The 13,810-nt window shown below is 54.5% G+C and carries 7 protein-coding genes; 4 read left to right on the forward strand and 3 right to left on the reverse strand.

The genetic code is table 11. The features are described 5' to 3' along the window. Nucleotides 1-472: 472 nt before the first annotated feature. Complete coding sequence (locus JIN87_RS00290) at nucleotides 473-1,498, reverse strand: LacI family DNA-binding transcriptional regulator (RefSeq protein WP_200353494.1); 1,026 nt, start codon at nucleotides 1,496-1,498, stop codon at nucleotides 473-475. Nucleotides 1,499-1,853: 355 nt separating this feature from the next. Here JIN87_RS00290 and JIN87_RS00295 point away from each other — a divergent pair, with 355 nt between their 5' ends. The 4 genes from JIN87_RS00295 to JIN87_RS28675 all read left to right on the forward strand — a co-directional run bounded on the left by JIN87_RS00295 (nucleotide 1,854) and on the right by JIN87_RS28675 (nucleotide 8,699). Continuing rightward, complete coding sequence (locus JIN87_RS00295) at nucleotides 1,854-3,536, forward strand: sulfatase-like hydrolase/transferase (protein WP_200353495.1); 1,683 nt, start codon at nucleotides 1,854-1,856, stop codon at nucleotides 3,534-3,536. 100 nt (nucleotides 3,537-3,636) lie between these two features. Continuing rightward, nucleotides 3,637-5,628: a sodium:solute symporter family protein gene (locus tag JIN87_RS00300; protein WP_200353496.1), complete on the forward strand. Its 1,992-nt coding sequence runs from the start codon at nucleotides 3,637-3,639 to the stop codon at nucleotides 5,626-5,628. A gap of 20 nt (nucleotides 5,629-5,648) precedes the next feature. Next, a complete protein-coding gene (locus JIN87_RS00305; protein ID WP_200353497.1) occupies nucleotides 5,649-6,410 on the forward strand; it encodes a hypothetical protein in 762 nt (253 codons plus the stop codon). 54 nt (nucleotides 6,411-6,464) lie between these two features. Next, a complete protein-coding gene (locus JIN87_RS28675) occupies nucleotides 6,465-8,699 on the forward strand; it encodes a tetratricopeptide repeat protein (RefSeq protein WP_200353498.1) in 2,235 nt (744 codons plus the stop codon). Here JIN87_RS28675 and JIN87_RS00315 read toward each other — a convergent pair. Together JIN87_RS00315 and JIN87_RS00320 are read right to left on the reverse strand one after the other, a co-directional pair. After that, nucleotides 8,696-9,487, reverse strand: coding sequence for a 3-keto-disaccharide hydrolase (locus JIN87_RS00315; protein WP_200353499.1), 792 nt, complete (start codon nucleotides 9,485-9,487; stop codon nucleotides 8,696-8,698). The two genes, JIN87_RS28675 and JIN87_RS00315, sit on opposite strands and share 4 nt — an antisense overlap. A gap of 165 nt (nucleotides 9,488-9,652) precedes the next feature. After that, nucleotides 9,653-13,618, reverse strand: coding sequence for a hybrid sensor histidine kinase/response regulator transcription factor (locus JIN87_RS00320; protein ID WP_200353500.1), 3,966 nt, complete (start codon nucleotides 13,616-13,618; stop codon nucleotides 9,653-9,655). Between the last annotated feature and the right edge of the window lie 192 nt (nucleotides 13,619-13,810).

The raw sequence follows: 13,810 nt of genomic DNA on the forward strand, positions 1-13,810 counted from the left end.
ACCCCTACCCCTTCGGTAAAACGCAACCAGCAAACCAGCCACACAATCCAAGCCTAGGTAAACACATCGAATCCTAAACGTGGATACAGATTAGCGTCTCTAATCGAGAAATGTCGAAGCGAGAAAACTCACCTGAGTTGGGGTTAGCCGATCTCGTAGATGTACGAGGGGGTAAAAGGCATTCTGATAATAGCCGAAAGCTTCCCTAATTTGCCTTAAATCTCGTAACAGCTCCCATTTTGTAACAAAAACTAAACAACTCAAAAAGGCTACTTACCCCTAATATCCAACAACTTATAAACGCTCCCCAAAAGTGGGAACTTCAAAAGCGAGGGGAAGCCCTAAGCGTACAAAAAAGCTCCTCTCAAGCACTTTGAGAGGAGCTAATCTACAATACTGACTGAACTATTATACCCTGAAAATCACTCGAAGACACCCCGACGAGAATGCGCCGAAGTATCGCCTAAAATACTTACACCGACACAACCGATCCCCGATCCACGAGCTGCGAACACAAGCGAACAGATTTCGGCATTTCATCCTCCTTATTTCGGATACGATTCAACATCGATTGAGCCGCCAATTGCCCAATCGCCCGCGTATCCAACCTCATAGTACTAAGGGCAAACGGGTCCCCTTCCTCCTGGCTCAATACATCGCCATGTGCGATCACTGACAAGTCTCTCGGGACCGATATCCCCTCCGCAGTCAAATACAACAAAAGGTTCCTCGCCGCATTGTCGCCTTGCATGAACAAGGCAGTCGGCGGGTTCGGCCCTTTCGAGATACGCTTTGCAAGTTTACTAAACTCCTGAGACCAAGGCCCCTCGAACGAAATATGCCAATGCGGCTGAAACTCGATACCCGATTCCGCAAGCGCTCGCCTGTATCCATGAAACCGATCTTCGGTACGCATCGGCGCGTTCGGCGAACTCTTCTCACCAATCCATATCGTCCGATGCCCTTTCTCGATAAGATGCTTGGTTCCTATATAGGCTGCCTGCATGTCGTCTTGGCAAACGGTGTGATACTCGCCTTCCAATCGATTGTCTAAAATCGCCACAACCTTGATGTTTTGCGCCTCCAGCTTGTCGATCAACTCCGGATCCGCGCACTCCAAGGTGAACACCATGCGACAATCGATCGCATGCAGTTGGCTCATCAATTCCTGAGCAACCATTTCCTGATTGTACGGAATAAGAACCGGCGTCCTCTTAAAGGAAGTAAACACCGATACGATTCCCTGAATAATCGGATCGAAGAACTCCCATGCCGGTCTCCGCACATCGGATACATCGATCAAAATCGCAAACGACTCCGCCCTGATGATCTCCTTCTGCTTTTGACGCGGCTGATAGCCTATCTCCTTAGCCGCCTGCAAAACGCGACTGCGGATCAAATTGGAAATACTCCCCCGTCCATTTAACACGAAGGACGCCGTCGTCATCGACACATCGGCCGCGTCGGCCACATCTCTAAGCGTCGTTCGACGTTTCATAATTAGGGAAGAAAAGCGAGTCGCCCACTCGGAGCGTTCAGGGGTAGATGGATTAGGGGTAAACGAAAGATCCAAAAGTTTAGGACGGATCCACTAAACACCTAAGAAAAGTTTACTGGTTCAGTTGTCAACTGGCTGGCCCGCCGAGATCGACTTTAGTAAACATACACCCCGTCCAACGTTTACTAGCGAACTCCAAAGTTCCTCCCTACAAAGCCGCCTTCCTTTCGTATCCAAATGGGCTTTTTGAACCTCTTAATAGAGATTATTCACCTTCGCCATATTCCCCTCGATCACGGGAAAAGTTTCACTAAAAGCGGGCTCATCTTAATCACTGCAAATCACCCCTGAGTTCATGAGAAAGTCATTCACACTCCCCCTTTTAGCCGCTCTGCTTTTCGCAAATTTCGCGTATTCAGCGAAAGACAAGCTATCCAGCGAAGGTTCCGGAATCCGCCCCAATATCATCTTCATCCTCTCCGACGACCAAAGAGCGGACTCGGTCGGATACATGGGAAACAAGATCGTCCAAACCCCAGAGCTCGACCGCCTCGCGACCGAAGGCCAGATATTTGACCAAGCCTTTGTCACCTCCGCCATCTGCACACCGAGCCGCGCCTGCTACATGCTCGGCCAGTACGAGCGCAAGCACGGCATCAACTTCAACTCCGGCACCTCCATGTCGGACGAAGCCTGGTCGAAGTCCTACCCCGTCATACTTCGCGAAAACGGCTACTTCACAGGCTACATCGGCAAGAACCACCTCCCCATCGGAAAGAAAGGCTACTTCACCGGGCTCATGGACAAGAGCTTCGACTACTGGTACGCCGGGCACCATCACATCAAGTTCTACTCCAAGGAAAGCCACGAGATCTTCGACAACGCAGAGAAAGACACTCAAATCGAGATCGTCACCGAAGGCGCTCTCGCCTTCCTCGATCCGGAGTCCAACGAAGCCTTCATGGAAAACGCGATCCAATTCCTAGGCTCGCGTCCCGACGATCAGCCGTTCTGCCTCTCCATCGCCCTCAACCTTCCGCACGGAGCTGGAGCGAGCAACATGCAACAGCGCGAGAGCGACGACGAACTCTACAAGACAGCGTATCGGGAATACCAGGACACGCTCCCTCTCCCTCCCCACTACGTTCCGCACAACGAGATAAAAGACCCCAAACTTCCAGCGGACGTCCATCTCGCCCAACTCCGGCAGGTCAACTACGACTACGTCAACGAGCCGGCCACCATTCGTGAGCGAAACATCCGCGAGATGCAGGCCATAACCGGAATCGACCGCATGATCGGAAAACTCCGCAAGCAACTGGAAGCGCTAGGAGTCGCCGACAACACCGTGATCATCTACGGGTCCGACCACGGCATCTTTAATGGAGAGCACGGCCTCGGCGGAAAGTCCTTCTGCTACGAGACAAACCTGCAAATACCTTTCATCGTGTACGACCCGCGCCTTCCTGCCCGCCACCAAGGCCAAAGGAACCAAGACCTCGTCCTTTCCGTCGACGTTGCCCCAACCATCCTCAGCATGGCAGGTATCGACATTCCAGATACCATGCAAGGGTCCGACCTATCTCCCCTCTTAAGAGGCAACAACGCCAGCTGGCGCCAATACGCCTACGGCGAGAACCTCTGGTCGAACATCTTCGGCAACCCTCGCTGCGAAACCGTCCGTTCTGCGGAATACCGCTACATCCGCTACTTCGCGAATGACAACTTGGAGATGCGCCAACGCACGCCCAAAAACATGTTCTACACGGTCACTGACGAGATGCGTCAAAAGTACAAGACGAGCCTGACTTCAACCATTACCGGTGAAGAAGTGGTCTACGAAGAGCTTTTCCACATAGCGTCTGACAGATACGAAGCGGTCAACCTAGCGACCGATCCCGCCTACGCGGACGTCCTCGAAACGATGCGTGCCAAGTGTGCGGAGCTCGTGGCCGAAGCCAAGGGCGACCTCAGCACTCCGCCTTCGACCTACGACGTCGACCACAAATGGACTAAGACAAACTATCGAAAACTTTAGTTAACGTATTCCCGACTTTCACGTGTCCCAGGCAACGCCCAGGGGCACGTTTTTGGTATCCCTGCCTCAAATCTAACCTAATCCTCCCAATACCCCGTATATGCACTTCATAGACTGGTTCATCATCGGCGCCTTTGTCCTCGCGTTGATCTACATCTCCATCAAGACGAACCGAGCGACCAAGTCGGTGGCTGGCTTTCTCTCCTCCGAGCGACTCGCCGGGCGCTACCTCCTCACCGTCGCCGGCTCCATGGCTTTCGCTTCCGCCATCGGCAACGTCGCCGACTGGGAAGGCTTCTACCAAAACGGGATCGCCGGGTACTGGTGGGACATGCTGCGTACCCCTGTCGTCACCTTACTAATGATGACTGGCTGGGTCATCTATCGCTACCGCCAGACACGCGTGCTCACCATGGCTCAATTCCTCGAGCAACGCTACAGCCGAAAGTTCCGTATCTTCGCCGGTTGCATGGCCTTCGTATCCGGTCTGCTCAACTGCGCGGTCTTCCCCATGGTCACGGCGAACTTCCTCATGTACTTTCTCGCCTTGCCGACGCACTTCGAGTTCATCGGCATCGGTTGGTCGACCTACCACCTTCTCATGCTGCTCATGATCGGCGGAGCAGTCACGCTAGCGATCGCGGGCGGCCAAATCACAATCATGGTCACCGACTTCCTCCAAGGTACAATCGGCAGCATCGCATGTATCTCCCTCATCGTCTTCGTTGCCTGGAAATTCGGCTGGACCCAGCTGATCGAAACCATGGCTAATTCGGAAAACATCGATCCCTCAGTCACTCCAGACATCTTAGAAAAGGTAAAACGCACCGAAGGGGCCTCGGTCATGAACCCTCTCAAACTCGAAGGGTTCTCCGACTTCGGCATCGCCTACTTCGCCATGCGCATCTTCCAGATGATCCTGCAAACCGGCACCTGGCAAGGCGGCGCCGGATACCTGACTGCCGCCAAGAGCCCGCACGAAAGCCGCATGGGCGGCATGCTCTACGGCTGGCGTTGGCTCGTCATCACCATGGGTACCATCGCCATCACCATGGGCACCTACACCATGTTGTGGAATCCTGAATACGCTGCCGACCAAGCGGTGATCGCCGAAACGATCAACTCGATCGACCAACAGTATCTACAATCTCAGATGCTGGTTCCAATCTCGCTCGCTCACATGCTTCCAGTCGGGCTAATCGGCATTTTCGCAGTCTATATGATCGGAGCGGCGGTCTCCACCGACGACTCCGCCTACCACTCCTGGGGATCCATCTTTCTGCAGGACGTCGTTATGCCGTTCCGCAAAAAACCTTTTACTAAACAACAGCACCTGAAGTACCTCCGCCTCAGCATCGTCGGCATCGGAGCCTTCGCTTTCCTCTTCAGTTCGATTTGGACCCTCAAAGACTACATCCACATGTGGTTTGCCGTCACCGGAGCCATCTATGTAGGCGGAGCCTCTTGCGCGATCATAGGCGGACTCTACTGGAAACGAGGCACCACCGCCGCCGCTTGGGCAGGCTTGATCACAGGAAGCACTCTCGCTGTCTCTGGAATATTCGTTAAACAGGCTCTCGGCGACGACTTCGCGATCGGCGATATCGTAATCCATGGCTACCACATCAGCGTCGGGGCTTCCGTGATCGCATTCACAGTCTACTTCGTTGTCTCCATGCTGACCTCAAAGGGCAAGACCTTCAACATGGACAAACTCCTGCACCGCGGGAAGTACGCCGTCGAGTCCGACCAAGTACAAGGCGACAACGTCAAGCGCTCCTTCTTCGCTCGCATTCTAGGCGTCAACCACGAGTTCAGCACTTGGGACAAGATCATCTACTACGGAGCCTATGGCTGGATCCTGCTAGGAGCTCTCGCCTTCTTTGTCGGAACGCTCTCAGGCATGACCACCGAACAATGGACCGTCTGGTGGAAATGGCACCTGGGCATTCAGGCTGGCGCTGCCATCATAATTGGTGTTTGGTTCTTCATCGGCGGACTTCGAGATGTCCGCTACCTCTTCCGGAAACTCAAAGAGGTTGAAGTCGACGAGTCGGACGACGGCTGGGTCGAAGATAAAGACAAAGATTAACCCAAGCCCCATTTCAGACAATGCCCCAACTCCGTGCTGTATGTGTTTTGATCGTATCCTCTTTGTTTATACATTCGAGCATTTCCGCTGAGGACAAGATAGACGCCTACCATTTCCTCGGCGGACAGCTGAATGTGTTTACGAAGAAGGGACGATTCCCTGTGACGAAAGTTACCCCCAAGCACATCCACTACGAAGACGGGGCAAAAACTGGAAAGACCAAGACAAGCGCCTCTTGCTCGCTAAGCTTCGCGCCATCCCTCACCACAGCGTTCATCGAAATCGAGGAAGCGAATTTAAACTTCGCTTCCTGGAAGCAACAGCTTCGCGCCTCACAGGCAATCCAAGATTCGCTCGACCCTCACGCAGGCATCGAAGCCCAGGTAAACGAGATGATCTCCACCGGTGAATACGACGATGACTCCGAGGCGGATACGATATTCGTAAGAGCTAAACTAAGCCCTAACCTGGATCTCAGCGATGTGTTCTGCGCAGTGATTCTCCACTACCCGGAACGTTACACAAAAAAGAGTAACAAAATCCCAGCAGGCGTTCTGGTACGAGCAGCACACATCGGCAACCTTCGCCACGGTACAATCGAAACAGTCCGCTTCAGCAAACGGGTTCCGACCTTCAAACCCAAAGGAGCGAAGTGCGACCTGTTCTTCTTTAGCAAATCGGGAAAACCCATCGCTACCAACCGATCCCCTTCCTTGAAGATTGTCGAAGTCGACAAGAACACAGCAAAAGAAACGCTCCCCAGCGGGGTCCTCACCAATTAGCCTACGGTGCCCAGATCCTTTCGCAGCTTTTCTAGAAACAAGAGCTCCCATTTTGTGAAACAAATCTTCGCATTGCTAGCGGTCAGTCTGCCCGCCCTACCAGCCCTTGCCAGCGACCTCGAGCCCACCTTCGCCAAGGACATCGCCCCTATCATCTACGAAAATTGCGTAGACTGCCACAATCCCAATGGCGTAGGCCCCTTTAGCTTCACGAGCTACGAGCAAGTTCGCCGCAGATCCCAACAGATTCTCGATGTGCTTGAAGACGGCTTTATGCCCCCTTGGATGCCCGCTCATGGATACGGGCCCAAGCTCAAAGATACCCGCTCCATCAGCGACGAGGAGATAGCCTTGCTCCGCCATTGGCACGGAGCCGGACGCCCCGCGGGCAATCTCGCCGAAGCCCCAGCCGTTCCCATCCAGAAAGACGGGTGGACCTACGGCGAACCCGATCTGGTCATTGAGATGCAAGAAGCCTACACGCTTTCCGCGGAAGGCATGGACCAGTTTCGCAACTTCGTCATGCCGATCCCAATCGGCGAAAAACGCTACCTTAAAGCCCTCGAGTTCCTCCCCGAGTCCCGTCTTGCAGTACACCACGCCGTGATCGCATTCGATCCCACCCCTGCCTCTCGTATGCAGGATGCCGCCGATCCACTTCCTGGATACGAGTCCATGGATCTCGGAGGTGCCCTTCGCCCATTCGGACACCTTATCGGCTGGACTCCCGGGCAAGTGCCCTACGAAACCTATCCCGGCACCTCCTTCCCGCTCACACCAGGAGTAGATCTCGTCGTTCAGCTCCACATGCTGCCGAGTGGAAAAGAAGAGCAAATCGCTCCTCGCATTGGTCTCTACTTCACCGATGAACCGCCTACCGAGATGAGTATGGTAATTCAATTACGAGCAAACGCGATCGATATTCCGCCGGGCGAAAAGAACTACGAAATCGAAGAACGCTTCACCCTTCCCATCACCACACACGCCCTTGGCATCTTCCCACACGCTCATTTCCTCGGCAAAGACATGCGCATCTGGATCGAGTCTCCTGAAGGAGAAAAGGATTGGCTGCTCAGAATCCCTGATTGGGATTTCAATTGGCAGAGCGACTACCGCTACCAAGAACCAGTCACCCTCCCCCAAGGCTCCGAGATCGTGATGCGCTACTCGTACGACAACTCCGCCGACAATATCCGCAACCCATCCTCTCCCCCGGTACGCGTGACAAACGGCTTCAACTCCTATGACGAGATGGGAGAAGTCGCCATCCAAGTACTCCTGGAAAAAAGGAGCGACTGGGCTATCCTCCAGGAATCCCAGGCTCGCTACGACCTTGTTTCCACAAAAAACAATCCAATTTTCAAATACAACCTCGCCCAAGCGCTCAACGCTCAAAAAAGAACCGAAGAAGCGATAGAAATCTACGAGGACCTCATCGAAGAAACGCCCAACTCAGTTCAGTCCATGCTGGACCTAAGCCAGATCTATCAACAGCAGGGTCGTGCCAACGAGGCCGTTGAGCTGTTAATCCAAGCGAGCGCCATCGCTCCCAACTTCCTCGAACCTCACCAACGCCTCGCTCAACACTACCGAAGCGCCAACCAATTCCAGCAAGCGGCTGCAGCACTAGAACACTGTCTAAGCCTGGATCCGAAACAGCAGTCACTACGCCTGCAACTTGCCAATATCTACTCGAAGCAAGAAGAGAACCCAGCAAAGGCGATCCAAGTCCTGCTAGCCGGCCTTTCCTACCACCGGGATTCAGCTTCATATCAATACCGAATCGCGAAGGAGTATCAAAAATTTGGCGACAACTCGACTGCGCTCACCTACTTCAAAAAAGCGGCAAACCTTTGGAAAAACCAAAAAAGTCCACAAGCAGCTGACGCTTACTATAATCTCGCCGTATCAGGATTGGGAAGACATCCGCTACCTACAATCATCACCTTTTTAGACCAAGCGATCGCCGCCGACCCCAAGCACGGCTTTTCCCACCTAATGGCCGCATCCATGAAGTTTAAAACAGGAGACAAAGCGGCTGCGAACAAACACATCAATACGCTAGCCCGCCTTTCCGGAGAGACCGTTCCCCCTGTCCTTCGTAGTGCCGAAATGCTGCCATTCCCAGCCGGCACCCTCGCCTTCGCTCAAGCCCTAGCCAACGCCAACAAAAACTCAGACGCGCTAAACGTCATCTCTTGGGCAAAACAGACCGCCCTCAGTCGCCAACAACGCGAACTCGCAGAACGTCTCTCCCAGATCGAAACCGCCTTTAGCCAGAGCAACTAAAGCTCACGAACCCGCACCACACGGTACTCGATCTCAGCCCATTCCGCCTGCAACGCGATGCGGCCTCCAGCCAGCGGAGCCCAAGCCCCGGACGAGACGCGCTTTCGCATGTTGCGCACCTCGTTCACCAACTTGCCGTTCAAGTAAAACTCCGCACGAGCGCTGCCGTAGACAATGATATCAGCCGTATTCCATTCGCCCAACGGCTTCTCCGAGCGCCTCCTCGTCAAATTAAAGCGACGCATCCCATGCCCTCTCGCCTCCGAAGGAGCGTCCGGATTGAAAAAGCCATCCCGACTACTCACATCAGCGAGCGTCTTCCCGCTCACCCACAAATCCCCCGCGACATTGCGCTCTCCAGGCTGGCCGTCACCCAACTGCATTTCGAGGCAGCTCGGCCAGATCTGATTATTTCGCGAGTGCACATGGAAGAGAATTCCCGCATCTCGCTTCGACTCGGACCTAGGAATATAACGTCCCTCACGCCAGCGGTACTCAACTTGCAAGTGGAAATTCCCGCTCAGCTGCTTCTCGTGCGTGATCAGAGCCTTGTACTGAACCGACCCATCGGGAGCCCCATGGTAGACCCGCATCGAGCCGTCGTGGACCGAATAGATGCTCTCCTCATCGAGCGAATTCTCGTCGAAGTACTTGCCGCCTTTCACCACAGTCCAGCCGCTCAAATCCTCTCCGTTAAACAGATTCTGCCACTCATCGCTCGCATACGCAGTGACAGACACGCTCCAGAGCGCGAATACAGCAGCTATGATTTTGCAGGTGGTTTTCATTCTAATTTGCAGTGAGCTCGAGCCTCCGATCGCGAAGCTTTCCATCAGGACCCGCCATCATAAAGGAAAGAGACGAGCCTGCGTTATCATCTTTGTAACAAACGCAGGCACAGAAACGCATTTCGTTTAGTTCAAGCAATCCCCTGTTACAATCGGTACAGTTCATTAGGCCTGAAGCGTGCGCTCCTTCTCGCATTCCTCGATATATTGCGTCGGGGTCCTCTTGAACTCCTTCTTGAAGCAAGCGCCAAAATAGCTCAGATCGTTAAAGCCCACCTGTACGATGACTTCGGATACCGTTATCCGCTTAGTCTTAAACAGTTGAGCCGCCCGCTTGAGACGCATCGAAGTGATGAACTTTTTCGGAGTCTGTCCTAGGATACCCTTAAACTTCCGAAACAAGGTCATACGCGGCACACGCATGATCCGAGCGAGCTCCTCCACCGTAAAATCACAATCAGACAAGTGATCCTCCACCACTTGCACCGCTCTTTCCAGGAACTGTTCGTCCAGGCTGCTAACCGTCACTTCCTTCGGCTTAACTAAAATCTGACGCCGGAAGTCCTGCCGCAACTTCTCGCGGCTACTCAAAAGATTCCGCACGCGAGCCTTCAGGATAGGTACCTCAATTGGCTTGGTCAGATAGTCGTCGGCCCCCGTTTCAAGAGCGTCCAGCTCATGCTCCTTCGAGCGTCGAGCCGTCAACATGATCACCGGCACGTGACTCGTGATTTGCTCGCTCTTCAACGCGCGGCAAAGCTCCGTGCCATCCATCTCAGGCATCATCACATCCGTGATCACCAAATCAGGATCCGACTCCTTGGCCAAGTCGAAGCCAACCCGCCCATTGTTCGCTTGCACAACCGTAAACTCCCCCTCCAGCTCCCGCTGCAAAAAGGCCCGCACATCGTCGTTGTCCTCCACCACCAGCACCGTCGCCTTCCCTTCTTCCGCCGATGGAGCAGAAGCCGACTCCACTTCCTCAGCTTCGCGACGCTCGGCCTCCACCTCCTCCGGCACAGGAGCCAAGTCGCTTTCCCCTGCCTCCTGATTCAATGGAAGAACCACCGTAAACACGGAACCAATCGACTCCCCGCTCGCCTCGTCGCGGTTATTCTTGACCGAGATCGTAGCTCCCATCGCTTCCACAAGCTCCCCCGTCAAAGCCAAACCGATTCCCGTACCTTGCACTCCCGTCTGCACCTTCCGCTTAACGCGGTAGAATGGCTTGAAGATCTGTTCCCGTTCCTCCTTCGGAATGCCCACACCCGTATCCTTTACTTCGATACAAACGCCGGCCTTATCCCCCAAATTCGCTTCCAGAGAAAGTTCGATCGCCCCACCTTCCGGCGTGTACTTGATCGCGTTGGACAAAAGGTTGTCGACGATCTTCTGCAGCTTGTCGTGGTCAAAAGACGCATCGTAGCTTTCAAGATCGCTCTTCAAGACAAACGACTGATCTCGCTCCTCCGCCAAAGGTCTGTGAGCCTCGAAAACTTCCCTGATAAACAAAGCGAGATCCGACCGGCTCAGGCGAAGGTGAGACTCGCCCATCTCCACCTTTCGAAACTCGAGGAGCTGATCCACCAAACGCAGCATTTTCTGAGCGTTCCGCTTCGCCATCCTCATATCTTCCTGTGTCCGATTGTCTTGGATACGCTCCAACACACTATCGATCGGCCCCAAAATAACCGAGAGCGGCGTACGCATCTCGTGCGAAATCTGAGTGAAGAACCACAGCTTAAACTCGCGAATCTCCAGCATATGCCGTACGCGGGCCCTCACCAGCAGCACGATCAGAAAGACGATCAAAGCGAAAAAGACCAAAACCAGGCCAAGGAACCAGAAACGCTTCCAGACCGGCGGCACGACCACAAAGCTAGCCACCGACTCCGCTTTACCGATATTCCAATTCAAATCCCGCACGCGCAGTTCCAGCGTGTACTCACCCGCTTCCAATCCGCGCAAAACCGCTCCTCCTCCTCGACGAAAACCGGACCAACGCCCGCCATTGACCCGGTACGAATACTCAAGCGACGCGGAAGGCGTGATCTCCCAAGGATCGCTCCCCTTCCAAAAAACGCGCACCACCGAATCCTCCAGAACACGTTCGCTCACGCTCTCGATCCGAGCGACGGGCGGCACCTTTTCGGCAACACGGCCAACCGTCATAAACTCGAAGTCCTCGACCACCTCTGCAGGCATCGAAAAGCTCGATCCCCTAAACAGCCAGTCGCGAGGCGTGCGATTGACCCAGATTTCCCCCTCTTGGGCGAGCTTGAGCGATCCCGACTCTCTCTCGAAATAAAGCCCCGTCGGCAAAGCGAAGTCCACCCAGTCTCGCCCGTCATAGCGACTGATCCCACTATCCGTCGCCACCCAAAGCCCCTTGTCGTCGCTCAGCAGATCAACGATTCCGTTACTATTGATTCCATCCTCCTGAGAGAAGCGACGCCACTTTCCATCCGCCAAGCGAAACAAACCTTCCGACCAGATCCCAACCCAAAGCCTCCCTTGGGAATCGGTGGCGACATCGTCGACCCACTTCTCGTCACCCGAGTCATCAGGCACCACCGTCTCAATCCAATCAGTCCCCTTCCGGTACAAACTAGAGCTGCCAAACCAAAGCGACTCTCCGTCGTGAGTCAGATTGGCGATCCGCCGCGGTGCCCGTGGCCAATCCCAGCGTGAAGCAAGGTAGCCTTCATCCGTCTTCTCAAACGCTACGAGCCCCGCATTCTTTTCCTCCGTATCAAACACCTCGTCGCCCGTTCCAAAAAGCATCGTGCCATCTTCCAGCTCCAAGACGGACAGGTGCCCGAAAAATCCCCCCATGTTCCTGAAGACCTCGCGCTTCCACCGTTTGCCCGGCTGATACGCAACTGCCGACTTTCCCCCATGGCCACCGGATACCCAAATCTGCCCATCCTTCGAGGCGTGCACCGCGGTCGGAGCATCGATCAAGCCGTCCTCCAGCCCGTAGCTCATCCACTTACCATTTCTGGCAAGCTGACGCACCACACGCCCCTCGCGTGACAAGAACCAGTTGTCCCCATTCGGAGCTCGAGCCTGGAAGCTCAGATCGAGGTAGCTCTTCCAGGCCGTATTCGCGCAATCAATGCTGTAAACAGGCGACCGCACCCCACCGAGCAGGATCGAACCATCCTGAAGCTGATGCGCGATGGCCGGACGATAAAGACCTCGGTTTCCGTGAAACCCGCCGAGACCGAGCTTATCCAACTCGCCGTCGATAAGTCTAAAAACACTCTTGCGATCCGCAAAAACCAGCTGGCCGGACTCGGTCTCCGCCGCGCTGCGAATCGGCCGGCGCACCCCGTCGAGCGAATGCCGTCGATTCAGGTCCTCCTCCAGACTCTTCGAAAAATAACTGACGCCAATCGGATTGCCAAAAACGAACATCCCCCCCGATCGGCTAGCGTGAAGCTGCGGAAAATCCCGCACCCTTTCATCCCCTTCGCGAACAACCTTTCGCGACGCCAGGTCGAGCTCTCCATTCTCCCGAAACGTGAACACCGAAATCTGCCCGTTCACTCGCTCGCCGATCCACAAGCGGTTGTCCCGATCGATCGCCAAGGAGCTCAGATTCAAACTGAGAGCAGAAATCCGCGTCACCGCATCGCCGCGTACGCGAAACAAGCCACTGCGCGAAGCCGCCCAAACTTCCCCGCTGTCGGCCAATGCCAGAAACGAGCCCTCCCACGAGTTGTTGAACATCCCCGTACGAATGGTCCGCCACTTCCCATTCTCGAAAAACCACAGCGTATCGATGGTCAGCGCATAGGCAGAGTCGTTCGAAACCGCCAAAATGTCCTTTATCCCGCTCGGTCCTTTCTGGCCGATCCAATCCTGCTCCTCGACAGCCAAACCATCGTAGCGGAAAATCCTCTGCGCGCTGCCGATCCACAACGCCCCGTCCGGAGCTTGCGATATGCAAGTAAGGTCCTCGTCCGCCAAAATCCCCAAATTCCGCCACCGCCATGGCTCCTGAAACGGATCCGGACTCGATGGCACATAGCCCGTCGCGGCCCAACTCCTCACTCCCAGAAACACGACGAGCAACACCAAGCAACATCTGCTTGCTCGATTCAGGAAATGAAAAGCGACTGCCATATATCAGAGTTCTAAGGGAGGTGTTTCGATCGTCAGAGGAAGTAAATAAGCCTCCATCACCAATCCCTTAAGTACAAGCGAAGAAAAGAGTAACGGCCCTCCCGTACGCCTTGCGGCGTCTGCCCCGGGAGGGCCGTTTGCGGTATACCCATATACCTATCTCCAGGAACCCATTCCTCGAATAATACCTTA

This window comes from Pelagicoccus mobilis, from assembly GCF_016595505.1.
Lineage (GTDB): Bacteria > Verrucomicrobiota > Verrucomicrobiia > Opitutales > Opitutaceae > Pelagicoccus > Pelagicoccus mobilis.

What these genes read in the sequence shown, in the direction of transcription:
- JIN87_RS00295 (WP_200353495.1), top strand. Translation starts at nt 1,854, where the DNA reads ATGAGAAAGTCATTCACACTCCCCCTTTTAGCCGCTCTGCTTTTCGCA.
- JIN87_RS00315 (WP_200353499.1), bottom strand. Translation starts at nt 9,487, where the DNA reads ATGAAAACCACCTGCAAAATCATAGCTGCTGTATTCGCGCTCTGGAGC.
- JIN87_RS00320 (WP_200353500.1), bottom strand. Translation starts at nt 13,618, where the DNA reads ATGGCAGTCGCTTTTCATTTCCTGAATCGAGCAAGCAGATGTTGCTTG.
- JIN87_RS00300 (WP_200353496.1), top strand. Translation starts at nt 3,637, where the DNA reads ATGCACTTCATAGACTGGTTCATCATCGGCGCCTTTGTCCTCGCGTTG.
- JIN87_RS00305 (WP_200353497.1), top strand. Translation starts at nt 5,649, where the DNA reads ATGCCCCAACTCCGTGCTGTATGTGTTTTGATCGTATCCTCTTTGTTT.
- JIN87_RS00290 (WP_200353494.1), bottom strand. Translation starts at nt 1,498, where the DNA reads ATGAAACGTCGAACGACGCTTAGAGATGTGGCCGACGCGGCCGATGTG.